Genomic DNA, 19,164 nt, shown 5'->3' with positions numbered 1-19,164 from the left:
CGAAGCATCGCTACGTCGCTGCCGGACTGTGCGTCATTGTCGCCGAACTTGCCGTTGCTTTCAGACAGACAACAAAAAACCCGGCAAAGATGCCGGGTTTCGATGGCGTCATGGCCGCAGCCAAGACGCCGTAAGCGCAAACGCCGCTTACTTCTTGGCGTTGGCCACGCCTTCGACGATTTCCTTGTGGGCGGCTTCGATGCCTTCCCAGCCTTCGATCTTGACCCACTTGCCTTTCTCGAGCGCCTTGTAGTTCTCGAAGAAGTGCTTGATCTGGTCTTTCAGATAGCCCGGCACGTCGTCGATCGACTTCATGTGCGCGGTCATCGGGCAGATCTTGTCGACCGGCACGACCACCAGCTTTGCGTCCACGCCCGACTCGTCGGTCATGTTGAGCATGCCCAGCGCGCGGCAACGCACGACCGAGCCAGCCAGCAGCGGGAACGGCGTCACAACCAACGCGTCGACGGGGTCGCCGTCGCCAGCCAGCGTTTGCGGAATGAAACCGTAGTTGGCCGGGTAACGCATGCCCGTGCCGATGAAGCGGTCGACGACCAGCAGGCCCAGGTCCTTGTCAGCTTCGTACTTCACCGGGTCGCTTTGCGCCGGGATCTCGATGATGACGTTGAAATCGTTGGGGATATCCTTGCCGGCCGGCACGTGGTTGAAGCTCATGATGACGTTCCTGTGTATGAAAGATGGCATACCGCCGTGCGGCGCGCTCCCCCGCTCACCTGCCGGATGCCGCGCCGCCCGAGGGTATTCGGGCGCGGAACATTATAGCGGGTTTGCCCCAAGGGCCGGCAGCCGGGCCACGCACTGCGGCGTGAGCGCGCCAACCTGCGCACAACCCAGCAATTGCATCGTAGTGCGCAACTCGCCCAGCAACAACGCCAGCACCTCGGCCACGCCCGCCCCGCCGCGTGCCGCCACGCCATACAACGGCGCACGCCCGAGCAGTACCCCTTTCGCGCCTAGCGCCACCGCCTTGGCCACATCGGCACCGCGCCGCACGCCGCCATCGACGAAAACGTCCAGCGACGGACCGCGCCCGTTCACCGCATCGACGATTTGCGTGAGCGCTTCAATCGGTGCCAGCGTGTTGCCCAATTGGCGGCCACCGTGGTTCGACACCACGATGCCGTCAGCGCCATGGGCTTGGGCCAGCTTCGCGTCGTCGGCCGTCAGAATGCCTTTGACGAGCACTTCGCCCGGCCAATGACGCCGCACCCACGCCAGATCGTCCCAACCGAGCGACAAGTCCATCTGGCGGCTGAGCATCGCGGCGTGGCGCGCCAGATCGGCCCGCTCGCCCACACTCTTGGCGATGTTGCGCAGTTGCGGCGCGCCATTCGTCATCATCTGCCAGCTCCAGTGGGGATGCCGCATGCAGTCGGCCACCAGCTTGGGCGTGAAGCGCAGCGGCAGTTTGAAGCCGTTGCGCGTGTCGTGATCGCGCTTGCCGTGCACGGGGGTGTCGACGGTCAGCAATAGCGTGCGAAAACCCGCTTCGCGCGCGCGCCGCATCATGCTCTCGGCAATGCTGCGGTCTTGCTGCACATAGAGTTGCAGCCACATCTCGCCCTCGGGCGCCGCCGCACGCACGTCTTCGAGCAGCGAGGTCGATGCCGTCGACAACACAAACGGCAAACCGGCGTCAGCCGCCGCCCGCGCGAGCAGTTCGTCCGCACGCGGCCAGAACAAGCCATTCAACCCTGTGGGACCGACCGCCATCGGCGCAGCAGCCTCACGTCCCCAAAACGATGTGCTACTGGAGACTTGCGACGTATCGGTAAGCACCCGCGGGCAAAAGCCCCATTGCGCGAAGGCATCGCGATTGCGGCGCAGCGCATGACCATCCTCCGCCCCGCCCTCCAGATAGTCGAACGCCAGCTTCGACAACCGCCGCTGCGCGGCACTCCGGTAATCGTCCACGCACGACAACGCGCCCATCGCTCCCCCTATTCTCATGACTTGCGCACAAACAATTGCATTACAATCACAATCATTACAATACGAACACTCACGAACCGCTCATGCCGCGCTTACCCGCCCGGTCGTCCCGTCGCACCGACGACACTGCCGCTTCTTCCGTTGCAACGCCTGCCACGTCCGCCGCCAAACCCGAGCGAGACGCCACGCGCTCGTCGCTGTTCATCGGCTCGACCGAGAAGACATTTCAGGTGCTGCACGCCTTCGACGGCCCGGCGCGTTACATGACGCTCAGCGACATTGCCAAAGCCGCCGATCTGGACCGCAGCGCCACGCAACGCGTGGTGCATACGCTCGAAGCGCTGGGCTACCTCTTCCGTGTGCCCGAGACCCGCACCTACGGCCTGACGACCAAGGTGTTGCAGTTCTCGTACAACTACATTCGCGCGAACGAACTCGTCGACAAGGCGTCGCCGTATCTGCTCGACATCAGCCGCCGTGTGGGCGAGACGACCAACCTGCAAGAGCTCGACGGCCACGAAATCGTGTTCGTCGCGCGCTTCCCCGGTCAGCATCTGGTGAACATCGACATCGTGGTGGGCGCCCGCTTGCCTGCCATGTTCACGGCGTCTGGCATTGCCATCCTCTCCCGTCTGCCGGAACCGCGCGTGCGCGAAATACTCGCCAGCACGTCGCTCGAACCGATGACGCCGTACACGTTGACCGACGAGCGCAAGCTGCTCGACCGCATTGCGCTCACTGCGCGCCGCGGCTACGCCATCGTCGAGAACGAAACTGTGATGGGCGACATCTCCGTCGCCGCCCCGATCACCGATCACGACGGTCACGCGGTCGCGGCCATCAACATCTCGGTGCCGACCTCGCGCTGGTCGCGTGAACGTGTCGAATCCGAACTCGCCCCGCACATTCAAGTGGCCGCAACCTCGATCTCGAAGTCGCGGCTGTCGACGTTCCGGCGCTAACGCGTTCTCGTCACTCGGTCCGTGAGACGCCGAAAGCGTCCACGTCGATCACCCCAGTTGACGGCGCGTGACCTACCGCGACGTCAGCCGGTGCAGTGAATCAACGCCCTTCGAAAATCGCGAGTTGCTTCGTCAGTTCCGTGCGCAACTCGGCCGACAAGGCCGGTGCGGCGGACACGAGCGGTGCGAGCATCGCAGGCGCGTCGACACCGATCAGATCCATCACCGACTTCATCGGCCCCGGGTTCGTCTCGGCAAATGCGAGATTCATCAGCGGAATCAGCGAACGATGCAGCGCCAGTGCCTCGGCCGTCTTGCCTTCGGACGCCAGCGCGAAGATGCGTTGCCATGCCGTCGGCAATAGCGAGGCCGTCACGACGATGCCGCCGCGCGCGCCCGCCGCCACATGCAGCGGGAACAGCGTGTCTTCGCCGCTCAACACAGCAAACGACTCGTCCACACCGGCCACCGTGCGCAGGAAGTGCCACATGTCGGTGTTGCACGCCTTCATACCGATGATGTTCTCGTGACGCGAGAGCTCATGCAGCACTTCGGGGGCGATGGCGATACGGGTGCGATACGGAATCTCGTAGATCAGAATCGGCACCGGCGATTCGTCGGCATAGCGCAGGAAGTAGTCGCGAATACCGGCTTGCGTCGGGTTGGTGTAGTACGGCGTGAGCACGAGCAGGCCGTCGGCACCCGCAGCGGCGAAGTCGCGACCAGCGGCAATCGCGTCGTGATAGCCGGGATCGAGCACCCCTGCAATCACCGGCACGTCGCGGCCTTCGACTTCCTGCGCCGTGAGTTCGGCCATGCGCACACGCTCAGCGCGCGAGAGCGCACCGTACTCGCCGGTACCACCCAGCGGCACGACGCCGTCGATGCCCTGCCCCAGCAGGTAGCGCAGCAACGCGCGCGCAGCGTCCATGTGAATCGTGTCGTCGGCATGCACCGGCGTGGGAATGGCCGGCAAGATGCCTTTGAGTTGTGCAGAGCGAAGCATGAGTTTTACGTCCATCAAGCGTGAATCGGATCAATCGGTGCAATCTGTCAGGTATCGGCTAGGCGTCGGTCACGACGCCTCGTCAACCCATCAGGCGGCCTCGGCCGGTGCCGTCGTCAGACTGCGACGGCGCAACCGTTCGGCCACCCAGATCAGTGCGGCAATGAAAAGGAACAGACAGGTCGAGACGGCGGCAATCACCGGCGAAATCTGCATCGTGATTTCGTCCCAGAACTGCTTGGGCAAGGTGGTCGACAAACCGCCCGAGCTAAACAGGGCAATCGTGAGCTCGTCGAACGACGTGGCGAACGCGAACAGGAACGAAGACAGCAAGCCCGCCCCCAGAATCGGGAACGTCACACGGCGCAGCGTCGCCCAAGGGCGTGCGCCCAAGCTGTACGCGGCCAGATCGAGACGAGTGTCGTAGTTACGCAGCACGGCCATCATCGTGATGACGACATACGGCACGGCCACGACGGTGTGTGCGATGGTCAAGCCGATGCTCGATCCCACCAGCCCTATCTTGGCAAAGAAGTAGAAAACGCCCACCGCCAGAATCATGCGCGGCACGACGATCGGCGCCAGCACGAATGCCAACATGCCCGCCTTGCCTCGCATGCCGCCGCGCACCAGCAGGAACGCCGCAGGCGTGCCGATCAGCATCGACAGCAACCCAGCGCCGATACCGACCAGCATCGAGCGCGTGATCGCCTGCATCCACAGCGGCGATTCCCAGATCATCTGGTACCACTGCAACGAGAAGCCCTTGGGCGGCCACGACAAACCCGACGCCGAATCGAACGAGATCGGAATCATCAGCATGGCCGGTGCGGCCAAGAACACGATCAGCAGGAACACCACGCCACGCAATGCCAGTCCATCGCCTTGCGCACGACGGCTGCGCGGCAACGCACGCAAGACCAGATCGGTCACATTGCCGAGCGCTGCCAACACGGTCTCGCCCAGCACGCGCGTCCAGCCGCCACGGCGCTTGCCCTGCTTCGCGTCGCCCGCACCGCCAGCCATCGTCGAGAGCCCCACCATGCGGTCGTAGATGAAGAACACCACGAGCACCACGGCCAACAGCAAGACCGAAATCGCCCCTGCAAAGCCCCAGTTGAGTGCCTGCATCACCTGATCGATGATGAGCTGCGTAATCATCGTCTCGTGACGCCCGCCCAGCAGCGTCGGCGTAATGAAGAAGCCGATCGACGTGACGAACACCATCAGCGCACCGGCCGCCACGCCGGGCAGCGACAACGGGAAATACACGCGCCAGAACACCGTGCCCGGACGCGCACCCAGCGTCGAGGCGGCACTCGGCAGACGGCGGTCGATGTTCTCCATCACGGAGAGCATAGTGAGCACGGCCAGCGGCATAAGCGCATGCACCATGCCGACGATCACGGCGGGGAAGTTGTAGAGCAGCGAGAGCGGCGCGTCGATGATGCCCAGATCCATCAGCGTGCGATTGACCACGCCGTTACGGCCGAGCAGCACCACCCACGCGAACGTGCGCACGAGAAAACTCGTCCAGAACGACAGCAGCACCCAGAACAGCAGCCGCTGCTTGCGCGCACCGGTCAGCGTCGAGAGCCGGTAGGCAATCGGGTAGCCGGTAAGCACCGCGAAGAAGGTGGTGTAGAGCGACACCTTCAGCGTGATGAGCAGCACCTCGATATACACCGACGAGGCGAACAGACGCTGATATTCGGCGAGCGTGAAGCCCGCTTCGCCGCGAATGCTCAAGAGCAGCAACTGGCCGACCGGATACACCAGCATCACCATCAGCAAGATGACGATCGGCGCGGCCATGAGCACCGGGCGCAACCGGGCACGCCAGCGCGGGCGGCGTGGCGTGGGCTGCGCGGGGCTCGATGAAGGAACGGAAGGACGGACCACGGCGGAAGCACTCATGACTTACCCCGCAATGGCCACGGCATCGTCGGCACGCCACGCGAGGCCGAGCGTCTGCCCGATCTCGAAGCGGTTGCCGCGGCGATGCGTCGGGAAGGCCGCGATCAGCGATTTGCTCGCGTCCGTGCCCGTCGCCTGCGATTGCAGGTACAGCTTGGTCATGCCGCCCGTGACCATGATGTCGGTCAGCTTCGCCGAGATCGTCGCCACGCCGTCGGCGCTCGCAGCACCGTCGTGCACGTGCAGGTTCTGCGGACGCAACATCAGCTTCACGGGCTTGCCGCGCTCGACTTGCGGGTCGTAGACCATCGCCGCGCCACCTTCGACACCGGCCATCGCCACGCGCACCTGATCGCCGCTGCGATCGAGCACGGTTGCATCGAGCAAGTTCGATTCGCCGAGGAAGTCGGCCACGAACACACTCTTCGGACGGAAGTACAAATCGTCGGGCGTGCCCAATTGCGCGATCTCGCCCGCATTCATCAGGCAGATGCGATCGGACATCGTCATCGCCTCTTCCTGATCGTGGGTCACGTACACGATGGTCGTGCCCAACTCGCGGTGAATGCGCTTGATTTCGAGCTGCATGTGATCGCGCAGCTTCTTGTCGAGCGCCCCCAGCGGCTCGTCCATCAGAATGATCGACGGCCGGTAGACCATGCAGCGCGCAAGCGCAATACGTTGCTGCTGACCGCCCGAGAGCTCGCGCGGATAGCGCTCGGCCACGTGCGGCAAGTGCACCATCTCCAGCGCCTGCATCACCTTCTGGCGCATGGTCGCGGCATCGGTGCGACGCATCTGCAACGGGAACGCGATGTTCTCCGCCACAGTCATGTGCGGAAACAGCGCGTAGTTTTGAAACACCATGCCGATGTCGCGCTCGTACGGCGCACCGTACGTGACATCGGCCCCGTTGATGCGGATAGCGCCCGCATCGGGCTGCGACAGACCCGCGATCAGCGAGAGCAGCGTGGTCTTGCCCGAGCCGCTAGGCCCGAGCAAGGTCAGAAATTCGCCCTGAGCGACGTCGAGATCGGTCGGCGCGAGCGCGACGAAATCGCCGTAGCGCTTGCAAAGGCCCGAGACTTGGAGATTGGCAACGGTCATAAGATCAGCACCCGTAAAAACGTGAAACGGAACCGCAGGTGAGGATCAGGTCAGGATCCAGCGATTGAAACGCTCAAGCGCGGCGCTCTGGTTCTGTTGCCAGAACTTCGCGTCGATATGCACACCGCTCTTCATGTTCTCGGGGAACGTCGGGCAGTTCTTGGCGACTTCGGGTTTGACGTAATTGAACGCCTCGGGCTGCGTCATCCCGGCCGGGAAATACTTGACCAGTTCGGCCTGGCGCTTCGGGTCGCTCGCAAACTTGATGAACTCGCGACAAGCCGCTGCATTGGGCGTGCCCTTGAGAATCGACCAGTTATCGCAGCCCCAGATGTTCTGATTCCACACGATCTGCACGGGCACGCCGTTGGCTTGTGCCGACTGCGCACGCGACGCCCACGTGGCCACCATGTCGACTTCGCCCGAACCGAGCATCTGCTCGACTTGTGCGCCGGTCGTCCACCACACGTCTACATGCTTGGCGATCTTGTCCAAGCTCTTGAACGCGCGGTCGAAGTCGGCCGGATACACCGAACCTGCGGCAACGCCGTCGGCGAGCAGCGCTTCTTCAATGGTGTCGAACGGATACTTGCGAATCGAGCGGCGGCCCGGGAAATCCTTCACGTTCCACAGATCGGCCCACGAGGTCGGTGCCTTGCGGCCCTTGAACGCATCGGTGCGATAAGCGAGCACCGTCGAATACACGTTGGTGCCCACGCCGAACGGCGACATGTACTGCGGCGGGATCTTGGCGATGACCGGGTCCGATTCGAGACCGTGACGCTCCAGATACTCTTTGCCGCCCGAGGTCAGCAGCAAGATGGCGGGCTGGCTGATCTTCGCCATATCCCACGTGTAGCTGCCCGCATCGACCATGCTCTTGATCTGCGCGGTCGGCTCGGCGTTGGCTTGCACGCCCACCACTTGAATGCCGGTCTTCTCGAAGAACGGCTTGTAGTACACGGCGTCGTACGCCTTGGTATAGATACCGCCGTCGTCGCGCACCACGATGCGCTTGGTGGCGGCGCGCGACGGCGTCCACACGAACGGGAACGCCACGGCGGCGGCGCCCACCATGGCCGTTTTCATGGCCGTGCGGCGGCTCGGTTGCGCGAGCGCGTCTTTGCTGTGGTTGTCGGCGAGATCGCTGGGGAGTGCGGAGGTCTTGCGTTTCATCATGGTCTCCGGTCTGGGAGGGTTGGGCGCGGCGACGTTCGGTGCAGTCGGTACGGTCAGGAACTTAGGCACCGGCCGCCGCGCGCGCAGTTATGGCAACACAAAAGCAGAACTTGCGATAAAGCAGAAACGAGGGTTTTGAGGAAATCGGGAAATCAGGGAATCAGGCGGCCCGGGTTGAGCAATTGCTGCGGATCGAGCGCCGCCTTCACGGTGCGCATGAGCGTGAGTTCCGCCGACGACTTGTAGCGCGCCATCAGCGGCAACCCCGTCTGGCCTACGCCATGCTCGGCACTGAACGTGCCCGACAGGCGCGCGGCCACGTCGTTCACGCAGGCACGCATGGCCTCGCCCATGGCGGCGGAATCGCTCAGCGCTTCCCATGCGTCGAACGAGAACATCGGGATGAAGTGCACGTTACCGTCGCCCATGTGGCCGACAATCGCGATGTCGAGCCCCGGCACGATGTCGTGCACGGCGCGCGAGGCCGCTGCAATGAATTCGGGCACGCTCGAGACCGGCACGGCGCAGTCGGTGGTGAGGCCCACGGCCGCCTTCTTGTTCGCTTCGCTCACGCTGTGGCGCACTTCCCACAGGTCGGCGCGTTGCGTTTCGTTCGCGGCAATCACCGCGTCTTCGACGAGCCCTTGTTCGATCGCCACGCCAAGGGTTTCGGTCAGCACGGCTTCGAGCGCGTCGGCGTCGCGCGTGTCGCCCAACTCCACCAGCACATGCCACGCGTGCTCGCCCGCGAGCGGGTTGCGGCGGTTGGGCACGTTGGCGAGCACCAGATCCAACTGGTGACGATTCATGATTTCGAAGGCCGACAGGCGCGAGCCGCAAGCACTCTGGAACATGCCCAGAATTTGCAGGGCGGCGGCCGGGTCGCGCGGCGCGAACCACGCGAGCGAATGATGCGTCGGCAGCGGATGCAGCTTGAGCGCCGCCGCCGTGATGATGCCCAGCGTGCCTTCGGCACCGATGAACAGATGCTTGAGATCGATGCCGGTATTGTCTTTGCGCAGCGCGCGCAGGCCGTCCCAGACGGTGCCGTCGGCAAGCACGACTTCGAGGCCGAGCACGTTTTCACGGGTGTTGCCGTAGCGCAGCACGCTCGTGCCGCCCGCATTGGTCGAGAGCGTGCCGCCGATCTGGCACGACCCTTCCGCACCGAGACTGACCGGATACAGACGGCCCACATCGGCGGCCGTGTCTTGCACGGTTTTCAGAATGCACCCGGCTTCGACGACCATCGAGCCATTGGCCGCATCGACTTGGCGGATGTGACGCATGCGCGCCAGATTCACGATGACCGGTGCACGGCCGTCGTTCGACGGCACCGAGCCGCCACACAGGCTGGTATTGCCGCCCTGCGGCAGGATCGGGACGCCGGCGGCACCGCACAGCTTCACAACGGCGCTCACTTGCTCCGTCGACGAGGGCAACACGACGCACAGCGCTTCGCCGTGATACCGGCCACGCCAGTCTTCGGTGTAGCCGTCGGTGTCTGTCGCGCCGGTGAGCACGGCGGTCGTGCCCAGCGTGGCCTGCAACTGTCCAATCAGCGATTCATGCGTTACAGCGTCGTTCATTGCCCACCTGCTCCTGAATGACGGAGATAGCCCGTCTGGCGATCCGATGTGATCAAGGATAGGCGAGAAAAAATTGCAATAAAATCTCTTTAATTGCATTGCAATCGATTTAGGTGTTTATGCGGATGTGACTCATACGACGGTCAACGCTCTCGTGAGTTAAGTGATAATGGTCGACGTCATCCGGAATCCTCCGGAATCGTCCGATCGTCCAACCCGACGCGAGGTGCGCTCGACATGCCTGAAGCCACACACTTCATCGGCAACCAATGGGTCGCTCCGGCTAAAAGCCCTGCGATTCCCGTGGTGGATCCGTCCGATGGTCAGCCGTTCACCCATATCGCCCGAGGCGATGCCGAAGATATCGACCGCGCCGTGAAAGCCGCCCGCGCGGCGTTCGATGGCGAATGGGGGCGCTTCTCCGCCGCCGAGCGGGGCCGCGTGCTCTACGCAGTAGCCAACACCCTCGCCAAACACCACGAAGCGCTCGCGCAGCTCGAAGCGCGCGATACCGGCAAGCCGCTCAAGCAAGCGCGCGCCGACGCTGCCGCGATCGTGCGCTACTTCGAGTTCTATGCGGGGGCCGCCGACAAGCTGCATGGCGAGACCATCCCGTATCAGCAAGGCTTCACCGTGTTCACCGTGCGCGAGCCGCATGGCGTGACCGGCCACATCATTCCGTGGAATTACCCGCTGCAAATCTTTGGGCGCAGCGTTGCCGCAGCACTCGCGACTGGCAACGCGTGCGTGGTGAAACCCGCCGAAGACGCCTGCCTGTCGCTGCTTCGCGTGGCCGAACTCGCGGCCGATGCGGGGCTGCCGCCGGGTGCGCTCAATCTGGTGACCGGTTACGGGGCCGAAGCGGGTGCAGCGCTCGCCAAGCACCCGGGCATCGATCACATCTCGTTCACCGGGTCACCCGTCACCGGCACGCTGATCTCGCAGATGGCGGCCGAGAATCACACGCCCGTCACGCTGGAGTTAGGCGGCAAGTCGCCGCAGATCGTGTTTGCCGATGCCGACATGGAGGCCGTGTTGCCCGTCGTCGTGAACGCCATCGTGCAGAACGCAGGGCAGACATGTTCCGCAGGCAGCCGCCTGCTCGTCGAGCGCGAGGCTTATGAGCCTTTGCTTGCGCATCTGGCCGAAGCGTTTGCAAAGCTGCGCGTCGGACGCGCCAGCGACGATCTCGATCTCGGGCCGCTCATCAACGCCCGCCAGCAACAGCGCGTGTGGGACTTTCTGTCGGAAGCGCAGCACGACGGCATTGCGTTGATGTCGCAAGGCGAAGTCGTCGGCAGCGCGCCGGAAAGCGGCTTCTACCAAGCGCCGACGCTGCTGCGCGATGTGCCCGCCGACCACCGGCTGGCCCGTGAAGAAGTGTTCGGCCCAGTGCTTGCTGCGATGCCCTTCGACGACGAGGCGCACGCCGTGCGTCTGGCTAACGGCACGCTGTACGGGCTTGCCGCGGGCGTTTGGACACGCGACGGCGGGCGTCAGATGCGACTCGCGCGCTCGATTCGTGCCGGGCAAGTGTTCATCAACAACTACGGCGCAGGCGGTGGCGTGGAGTTGCCCTTCGGCGGCATGAAGCACTCCGGCCACGGACGCGAAAAAGGTTTCGAAGCGTTGTACGGTTTCACCACGCTAAAGACCGTTGCCATCAGGCACGGCTAAATCACACGAATTCACGTCGGACAGCAAGCACTCACGGGGGAGACAACCCATGCGTTTGCAAGACAAAGTGGCCATCGTTACCGGGGCAGGCTCGGGCTTCGGTGAAGGCATCGCCAAAACGTTTGCGCGCGAAGGCGCGGCGGTCATCGTCAACGATCTGAACCGCGAGGCCGGTGAGCGGGTGGCGAACGACATCTCGGAGGCGGGTGGGCGTGCGGCGTTCGTGTATGGCGATGTGTCGCGCGAAGGCGATCACGTCACCCTGCTCGATGAAGCCGTCACGCGCTTCGGTCATCTCGACATCGTGGTGAATAACGCGGGCACCACGCATCGCAACAAGCCGCTGCTGGAAGTGACCGAAGCCGAGTTCGATCGCGTGTATGCGGTCAACGTGAAAAGCATCTTCTGGAGCGCGCGGGCGATGGTGCCCTACTTCCTGCAACGCGGCGGCGGCGTGATGATCAACATCGCGTCCACCGCAGGCGTGCGCCCGCGCCCGGGGCTGGTTTGGTACAACGGCAGCAAAGGCGCTGTCATCACCGCCAGCAAGGCCATGGCCGCCGAGTTCGGGCCGAAAAACATTCGCGTGAACTGCGTGAATCCGGTCATTGGCGACACGGGCCTGACCGCCGACTTCATGGGCGTGCCCAATACGCCCGAGAATCGCGCCAAATTCCTCGCGGGCATTCCGCTCGGGCGCTTCTCCACCCCGCAAGACATTGCCAACGCCTGCCTCTATCTGGCCAGCGACGACGCCGCGTTCATCACCGGCGTTTGCCTCGAAGTGGATGGCGGGCGCTGCATCTGACATCCGGCATCACGCACCATTTCTGCTTTAGCTTTTTGCAGTTGCAGTGGGTTGCACCGTAGCACCGTAGTTGTCACACACCAAAACGACAGACAACAAACGTCAATGCAGGAGGAGATCCGTATGAACAGTATTCCGACGCCCCCCACGCCGGTAGCCGACACGCTACCGGCAGGCTTCGAAGAAGCGACCTATCGCAAGGTAGGCTGGCGGCTGATTCCGTTTTTGCTGTTGTGCTACGTGGTCGCGTATCTCGACCGCGTGAATGTCGGCTTCGCCAAGTTGCAGATGGTCGGCGACCTGCAATTCTCCGAAACGGTGTTCGGCCTTGGCGCCGGCATCTTCTTCATCGGTTATTTCATTTTCGAAGTGCCGAGCAACGTGATTCTGCATCGCGTGGGCGCACGCGTGTGGATCGCACGCATCATGATTTCGTGGGGCATCATCTCGGGCGCGACGATGTTCGTCACCACGCCCTCGATGTTCTACGTCATGCGCTTCCTGCTGGGCGTGGCCGAGGCGGGCTTCTTCCCCGGCATCATTCTGTACATCACCTACTGGTATCCGGCCTCACGGCGCGGGCGCATGACGGCCTGGTTCATGACAGCCGTCGCCCTCTCGGGGCTGATCGGCGGGCCGATCTCCGGCTGGATTCTCAAGGACATGACCGGTGTCTCCGGCCTCGCCGGCTGGCAGTGGATGTTCCTGCTCGAAGCGATTCCGTCGGTCATCATCGGCATCGTGGTGCTGTTCGTGCTCGATGACCGCATTCGCGACGCGAAGTGGTTGAGCGAAGCGGAAAAGTCGATGCTCGAGCGCAATATCGCGAGCGACGTGCTCACGAAGGAAGACCTGCCGCTGCGTCAGGTGTTTTCCAGCCCGCGCGTGTGGATGATGAGCCTCATCTACTTCTCGTTCGTGATCGGCCTCTACGGCGTGGGCTTCTGGCTGCCGACGATCATCAAGGGCACCGGCGTGACCGATCCGCTGCAAATCGGCTTACTGACCGCCATTCCGTACTTCTTCGCAGTGATTGCGATGGTGCTCGTGGGACGGCGCTCCGACGTGCGCGGCGAGCGGCGCTGGCACATCGCCATCCCGGCGTTCATCGGTGCGGTCGGGCTGTTCCTGTCGACGACCTGGAGCCACAACACGCAAATGGCGATGGTGGCGCTCACATTCGGCACGATGGGCATCATGATCGTGCTGCCGCTGTTCTGGAGCTTGCCGACGGCGTTCCTCGGCGGCACGGCGGCGGCGGCAGGCATCGCGATGATCAACTCGCTGGGCAATCTCGCGGGCTTCGTGGGGCCGTACCTGATCGGTTTCCTCAAAGACACCACGCAAAGCACCAACAGCGGCATGTTCCTGCTCACCGCGTTCATGATTCTCGGCGGGCTGCTCACGCTTGCCGTGCCGGCGCGGTTAGTGAATAAGTAAACGACCGGCGTTGTAGTCGAGTCCCCGCCTTGGGAGTAACATGCATCAGGCCATCCGCTCCGGGATGGCCTGTTTTTTTCCCCGAAACCGCATGCCCGCCAACGACTCACAGACGACGCCGGCCGGCGTCTCGCTCACCCCCGCCGAGGTCAAGTCGATCCTCTCCGGCCTGCTGCTCATCATGTTTCTCGGCTCGCTCGACCAGACCATCGTCGCGCCGGCGCTGCCGACGATTGCCCGCGATCTGGGCAGCTTCGACGCCGTGTCGTGGGTGGTGACCGCGTACCTGCTCTCGTCGACCGCCATCACGCCGATCGTTGGCAAGCTCTCCGATCTGTTCGGACGCCGCGGCATCATCGCGCTGAGCGTGGCAGTGTTTCTCGTCGGCTCGATCCTCTGTGCCCTCGCGCCGACGATGCTCACGCTCATCATTGCGCGCGGCGTGCAAGGGCTGGGCGGCGGCGGGCTGATCGCGCTGTCCAATACCGTAATTGCCGACATCGTGTCGCCTCGCGAACGCGGGCGTTATCAGGGCTATATCTCCGGCATGTTCGCCGTCTCGGGCGTGGCGGGGCCGGTGACAGGCGGCGTGTTCGCGCAATACCTGAACTGGACGCTCATCTTCTGGATCAACATTCCGCTCGGCCTACTCGCCATCTACCTGAGCGACCGCGCCCTGCGCCGCCTGCCGCGCCGCGTGGGGAAGCCCAGCATCGACTATCTGGGCTCGCTACTGTTGATCGTGGCCACCGTGGCGTTGCTGCTGGCGCTCACGTGGGGCGGTCATCGCTATGCGTGGGTATCGAAAGAGATCGTTGGGTTGATCGTCGTCACAGTGGTGGTCGGTGCCGTGTTTTTGCGACATCAGCGCAGTACCGCGGAGCCGCTGCTGCCGCTCGCTTTGCTGGCGAATCCGGTGTTCCGTGTCACGTCGACGATGGCCGTGCTCGTGATGATGGTGAACATCAGCATCGGTATCTACGTGCCGCTTTATCTGCAATTGCAACGCGGTCAGTCGGCGAGCAGTTCGGGATTGATGCTGATTCTGCCGCTGCTCGGCATCGTGGTCGGCGCGTTGTCGTCGGGGCATTACATGCGGGCAACCGGGCATTACAAGCGTCCGCCGCAGATCGGCTTGCCTGCGGCGCTGCTTGGACTTGCGGTGATCGCGGTGGGTGTCGAATCGCTGCCGCTCGTGGTCATCGGCGCGTGTCTCGGGCTGGTGGGTATCGGCTTCGGTTCGGCCATGCCGGTGATGACGGTCGCGACGCAAAACGCGGTGGCACCTCGCGATATCGGTATCGCGACGGCTGCGCACGCGTTCTTCCGAGCACTGGGCGGCATGATCGGCGTGGCGCTGTTCGGGGCGATTATCGTGGGGTTGCTGGTGATGGGGGGCGACGGTTCTGCGCCGCACGAACTCACCGATTTCCTGCGTCCCGGTGGCGCACCGGCCGGTATGGAAGACCATCTGCGCCTCGCGTTCGGTGCGTTCTTCGGCGGCAGCGCTTTCGTGGCTGCGCTCGCCATCGTCGCGTTGAGCCGCTTGCCGGAAATTCCGTTGCGGCAAAGCTCCGCCAACGAAGCGGTAGCGGCGATCGATTGAGGGGAAGGCGGGCTTCGTGCAGGCGTCTCTAATGAGCACTGCATGAAAGCAACGAAGGGGCGGCACGCGGGATATTCGACGCATGCCCCCTCGTTAAGGAGTCTGCCTTGCTCCCGATCAACGCTCACCGTGTCGACACGCCTCGCCTTCGCGCCGAGTCGACATTCGCTGGTTCGTCATCGCAAGACGCCGATAGCACGCCAGCGGACAACTTCCCCATGGACACGCATGATGCCTCGGCCGGTGACGGCGGCAGTCATGTCGAAGCCAACCGTGTGGACGCGGAACTCACACGCAACACGGCGCTATCCCGAATCGCACCAATCAGTGGCGTCGACCCGAATCCGCAGGCGCGCACGGGCAGCATAGCGGGCGCGCCGGATGAAGCGCTCGATGCTGCGCTGCAAGCGGGCGCTCAAGACGCCAACTGCCTGCAATTCCACGCGTTACGAGAGAGCATCAGGCAGCTTCCGCTGGCCGACGCGCAACGGCTGTTCGGACGGCTCGCCGGGAGACTGGCGGCGTATCCGCTGTCGCTCCATCACTGGGGGCCAGCGTTCGAGCGGCTGGCGCTTCTGGGCTTCGATCTGCGCAATCGGCTAACCGACGCCATTCTGGCGCTCCTCGCCGCCCCGCATAGCGACCAACACGGACATGCGTTCTTCCTGGCGACCGAGTCGGTCGAAGCGACGATGGATGCCACGTTTTTGGGACGCGTCGGTGCCATGGAATGCGATACGCCATCGCCAGCCTTGGCACTGTCGTGGACAAGCACGCTAGAGAGCTTGCGGCGTACCAGTGAGTATTGCGAACCGTGGCGTTTGACGTGTCTCGCGCGGGCCATTCCAACGCTTCCGGAAGCGCACCGATCGACTGCCGCGTTGGCGACGCTCACGGCCGTGCTAGCGGCCGAGAGCAGCGAAATCACCGAAGGCTGGAGCGATCTGACATCGGTGCTCATCAACGCAACACCCGAGCGGGAACGCGCACACGTCGCGCGTGAGTTGCTTCGATCGGTCGTCACATCGCGGCCCTCTGAAGCCATGGATGTCCTCAGAACGCTGGCAACGGCGATTCGGCAATTCCCCGACGACCATGCAGGCGCGATTGTCGCGACACTCACCAATCTCGCCGCGATGCGGCTCGAATACGAGCAACTCCAGATCTTCACGAAAGCGCAATCGCTTGACGGTTTGCAAGCCGTGCGCGACGCCACCGAACTCGACCACGAGCGGCAATACCCTCGCCCAGATTTCGACGCGCTGCTCAGCGATACGCTGGAGGCGCTTGCCGAGAGCGTCTACGGGGCGTAGGCGAACCGTTTGCCCAAAGGGCATTGACGACATCGGCGCCTGTCGCGGCGTGCGTGGTCGGCGGTTGGGAAACGAAAACGCAGGTGTTCACCGCGTGGCACTTTGGCGCCCCACTTTCATGACATGGAGATCGATTTGTTCCCTATCGGCACTTCCGGCCCCTCGACGCCACCGCAAATGCGCTCGATTTTCGACGGTGAACCGCCTGCGAAACGCGCCTGTATCGATGCCCCTTTCGCCTTCGATTTTGCGGGCACGTCGTCATCGAATATCTGCGTCATCACGCCCCTTGTCGCTGCCAATCCACCTCCCCAACCAGCGCCACCCGTTACGCCAGCGCCCGAGTTTGACGTCGACGCGGCCTTGCCCGAAGCCTTCGATACCAGCACGTTATCCAAGATCGGCACCGACCCCAGAAGCTTGACCGCGCTCGCGACGGTTGCCCATTTGGCGATAGCCCCCATCCCGGAAGCCAAGCGGCTCTACGAGCGTCTGCTCGATGCGCTCGAAGCGATGCCGAACTTCGACAACTGGGATCTGGCATTCGGCAACCTGTTGGCCGTGCGCTCAACGTTAGTGAATCGAACGGCCGATGCGATGATGGCCCTTCTCGTCGATGCGCCGGGCAAACAACGCATCAAGGAAATCACGACGCTGGCGCTTGCGGCGAGCAACGCGCGATTCGACACCGTTCTGCAAAGCCGACTCGACGCCATTGCCGAGTTGCCCCCGGCGAAGCGACTCGCGGCGTGGCGCGACACGCTCGCCAGTTGTCAGCGCAGCGATGCGTATTACGACACTTCGCGGGCCAACCGGCTGGCGAAGTGCATTGACCATTTGCCCGAGGGGGAGCAGCGCGGTGCGATATCGACGCTCCTCACCAATGACGGTCGTGCGATTAGCGGCACCGACTGGGAACCGTTAGTGCACACGTGCACCATGCAAGCCCATCGGTTAGCCCTTGCGAATTCGCAGGCGTCGGCGCAACCCGCGCCTGCGGGCGTGCAGCGCGCTCCGGTTACGCCAGCTACGGTGCAGTTGGAAGTCTTGAAAGCGGCGATCGATGCATCAACGAAAGCGGGAGATCCTGCCATCAAAGACACGATTGGCGAGGTCATGCGCCATCTCGATCGATGCCCGCCGGAAACTGCCCAAACGTTGCTGACCATCGCCGTGCAAATCACGAACGCGCAAGATGAATACGAGCATCTGGGGTTCAGTGACCTGGAGGCAATCTCCGTCTTACGCAATCTGCGTGACGCCAGTGGTAACGACAAGCGAACGTACCCACGCCCCGATTTCGAGCGATTGATTCGGGAGCAATGCGATTACGCAGCGGAATGACCTGTGATGGAAGGCGTGCGGGTGTCGTGAAGTGAGCGGTTTGTGGCGCCAGCCGTGTGAGGCTGGCGCCATTCGTACGCCTTAGGCCGTGGCGCACGCCCGGTAATGACGGTTGGCCTGCTCCATCTGGCCAAGCCCTTCGAAGAGTTGCGCGAGCGCGAGATGCACACGCTGTTGCAGATGACGGTCGTCGGTATGACGCAGTGCGCCTTCGAGGAACGTCTGCGCCTTGCCCCACAGTCGCTGATGCTGACACAGCTTGCCCAGCGCGTAGAGCAGATCGGGATCGTTCGGGTGGCGTTGCTGCCACGCTTCCGCCTTCTGAATCAGCGGCAGCGCATCGCCGCCCGCACAGTCGGCGTAACGGCGCAGCAGCCTGGCATCCCAATGCTCGGCGAGCGCCGCCTCGACGATGTCGCGCGCTTCACGCGGACGATCGAGGGCAATCAGCAACTCAGCGGCCACATCGGCAATGCGCGAAGACGTGCGGGCATCGGCTGGCAACTCGTGCCAGCACTTGAGCAACGCGTCGGCATCGTGGCGATGATCGCGCAAGATGCCTTCGCTGGCCGTTTGCTTGAGCTTGGCCGCCAGCGCCGGGTGCAGCGCTTCGCGCTTCTCCAACACTTTGAGCAGACCCAGCACTTCCGGCCAATGCTTCAGATGCTGATGCGCCCGCAGTGCCACGAGCTGCGCCTGCATGCGGCGCGCGCCCTGTGCCCGCATTTCGGTCAGCGCTTCGAGGGCGCCTTCCGCATCGCGCGTGTCGACGCGCAACTCTGCCGTCTGCAACAGACGCGCTTCTTCGAGATTCGCCCCCTGGGCTTCGGCAAGCCACGTGTCGCGACGCGCGAACTCGCGCATCCGATGGGCCGCCCGAGCACCGATGATCGCGGCGACGCCACGGTTATCGTCTTGCTCGGCGGCTTCACGCGCGGCCTTCTCGGCACGGGTATAGCGCCCGGCGAAGAGGTTCGCGACGGCATCGCGCAAGGCGATGTTGGCGCGACGGCTGCGTTGGCGATTGCGGTAAGCGGCCACGCGCTCCGGCATCTTGTAGATGTTGCGCAGAATACGAATGATGACGTACAGCGCAACGAACAGCGCCAGCAGCGCCAGCACGAACAGGTTCAGCGACACGTCCACACGGTACGGCGGCACCAGCATCACCACCTGCCCGTGATTGAACGTGGCCAGCACGGCAAAACCGGCCGCCACCGCGAACAGGAGCGTCAACCAGATCAGTCCTCTCATCCAGGGCTC

The 19,164-nt window shown here is 63.6% G+C and carries 15 protein-coding genes; 7 read left to right on the top strand and 8 right to left on the bottom strand.

Annotation, left to right across the window (positions count from 1 at the left end; genetic code table 11):
• Positions 1 to 147: 147 nt before the first annotated feature.
• Together ppa and PPN31114_RS23940 are read right to left on the bottom strand one after the other, a co-directional pair.
• Entirely contained in the window at positions 148 to 675 is a 528-nt protein-coding gene (ppa, locus tag PPN31114_RS23945) for an inorganic diphosphatase (protein WP_042116944.1), read from the bottom strand.
• 102 nt (positions 676 to 777) lie between these two features.
• Positions 778 to 1,971, bottom strand: a complete 1,194-nt coding sequence (locus tag PPN31114_RS23940; protein WP_246182723.1) for an alpha-hydroxy acid oxidase — start codon at positions 1,969 to 1,971, stop codon at positions 778 to 780.
• Positions 1,972 to 2,036: 65 nt separating this feature from the next.
• Here PPN31114_RS23940 and PPN31114_RS23935 point away from each other — a divergent pair, with 65 nt between their 5' ends.
• Positions 2,037 to 2,915, top strand: coding sequence for an IclR family transcriptional regulator (locus tag PPN31114_RS23935; protein ID WP_150682036.1), 879 nt, complete (start codon positions 2,037 to 2,039; stop codon positions 2,913 to 2,915).
• A gap of 100 nt (positions 2,916 to 3,015) precedes the next feature.
• Here the strand turns inward: PPN31114_RS23935 and PPN31114_RS23930 are convergent, their stop codons facing one another.
• The 5 genes from PPN31114_RS23930 to PPN31114_RS23910 form a co-directional block, all read right to left on the bottom strand.
• Positions 3,016 to 3,921: a dihydrodipicolinate synthase family protein gene (locus tag PPN31114_RS23930; protein WP_150682035.1), complete on the bottom strand. Its 906-nt coding sequence runs from the start codon at positions 3,919 to 3,921 to the stop codon at positions 3,016 to 3,018.
• A 90-nt stretch (positions 3,922 to 4,011) separates the two neighbouring features.
• Complete coding sequence (locus tag PPN31114_RS23925; protein WP_150682188.1) at positions 4,012 to 5,736, bottom strand: ABC transporter permease subunit; 1,725 nt, start codon at positions 5,734 to 5,736, stop codon at positions 4,012 to 4,014.
• 105 nt (positions 5,737 to 5,841) lie between these two features.
• Positions 5,842 to 6,945: an ABC transporter ATP-binding protein gene (locus PPN31114_RS23920; RefSeq protein ID WP_150682034.1), complete on the bottom strand. Its 1,104-nt coding sequence runs from the start codon at positions 6,943 to 6,945 to the stop codon at positions 5,842 to 5,844.
• Between the two features lie 45 nt (positions 6,946 to 6,990).
• Positions 6,991 to 8,034, bottom strand: a complete 1,044-nt coding sequence (locus PPN31114_RS23915; protein ID WP_246182734.1) for an ABC transporter substrate-binding protein — start codon at positions 8,032 to 8,034, stop codon at positions 6,991 to 6,993.
• 242 nt (positions 8,035 to 8,276) lie between these two features.
• Positions 8,277 to 9,713: an FAD-binding oxidoreductase gene (locus PPN31114_RS23910; RefSeq protein ID WP_150682032.1), complete on the bottom strand. Its 1,437-nt coding sequence runs from the start codon at positions 9,711 to 9,713 to the stop codon at positions 8,277 to 8,279.
• Positions 9,714 to 9,950: 237 nt separating this feature from the next.
• Here PPN31114_RS23910 and PPN31114_RS23905 point away from each other — a divergent pair, with 237 nt between their 5' ends.
• From PPN31114_RS23905 to PPN31114_RS23880, 6 genes are all read left to right on the top strand, one after another.
• Positions 9,951 to 11,390: an aldehyde dehydrogenase family protein gene (locus PPN31114_RS23905; RefSeq protein WP_150682031.1), complete on the top strand. Its 1,440-nt coding sequence runs from the start codon at positions 9,951 to 9,953 to the stop codon at positions 11,388 to 11,390.
• 49 nt (positions 11,391 to 11,439) lie between these two features.
• Complete coding sequence (locus PPN31114_RS23900; RefSeq protein WP_150682030.1) at positions 11,440 to 12,198, top strand: SDR family oxidoreductase; 759 nt, start codon at positions 11,440 to 11,442, stop codon at positions 12,196 to 12,198.
• 123 nt (positions 12,199 to 12,321) lie between these two features.
• Positions 12,322 to 13,638 carry an MFS transporter gene (locus PPN31114_RS23895; protein ID WP_150682029.1) on the top strand — a complete coding sequence of 439 codons (1,317 nt, stop codon included), beginning with the start codon at positions 12,322 to 12,324 and terminating at the stop codon, positions 13,636 to 13,638.
• A gap of 91 nt (positions 13,639 to 13,729) precedes the next feature.
• The gene (locus PPN31114_RS23890; protein WP_174988442.1) at positions 13,730 to 15,244 is read left to right on the top strand and encodes an MDR family MFS transporter; all 1,515 of its coding nucleotides are present in this window, start codon (positions 13,730 to 13,732) and stop codon (positions 15,242 to 15,244) included.
• Between the two features lie 107 nt (positions 15,245 to 15,351).
• Positions 15,352 to 16,557 (top strand): hypothetical protein, encoded by a 1,206-nt coding sequence (locus PPN31114_RS23885; protein ID WP_150682027.1) that lies wholly within the window; start codon positions 15,352 to 15,354, stop codon positions 16,555 to 16,557.
• A gap of 123 nt (positions 16,558 to 16,680) precedes the next feature.
• Positions 16,681 to 17,901, top strand: a complete 1,221-nt coding sequence (locus PPN31114_RS23880; RefSeq protein WP_150682026.1) for a hypothetical protein — start codon at positions 16,681 to 16,683, stop codon at positions 17,899 to 17,901.
• Between the two features lie 81 nt (positions 17,902 to 17,982).
• Here PPN31114_RS23880 and PPN31114_RS23875 read toward each other — a convergent pair whose 3' ends face one another.
• Positions 17,983 to 19,155, bottom strand: coding sequence for a heme biosynthesis HemY N-terminal domain-containing protein (locus PPN31114_RS23875; protein ID WP_150682025.1), 1,173 nt, complete (start codon positions 19,153 to 19,155; stop codon positions 17,983 to 17,985).
• Positions 19,156 to 19,164: the final 9 nt, after the last annotated feature.

Origin of the sequence: Pandoraea pneumonica (assembly GCF_902459645.1) — a bacterium.
In the GTDB taxonomy this organism is placed as follows: Bacteria; Pseudomonadota; Gammaproteobacteria; order Burkholderiales; family Burkholderiaceae; genus Pandoraea; species Pandoraea pneumonica.
Note: the sequence above shows the minus strand (reverse complement) of the source record. Positions and strands in the feature narration are given on the sequence as shown.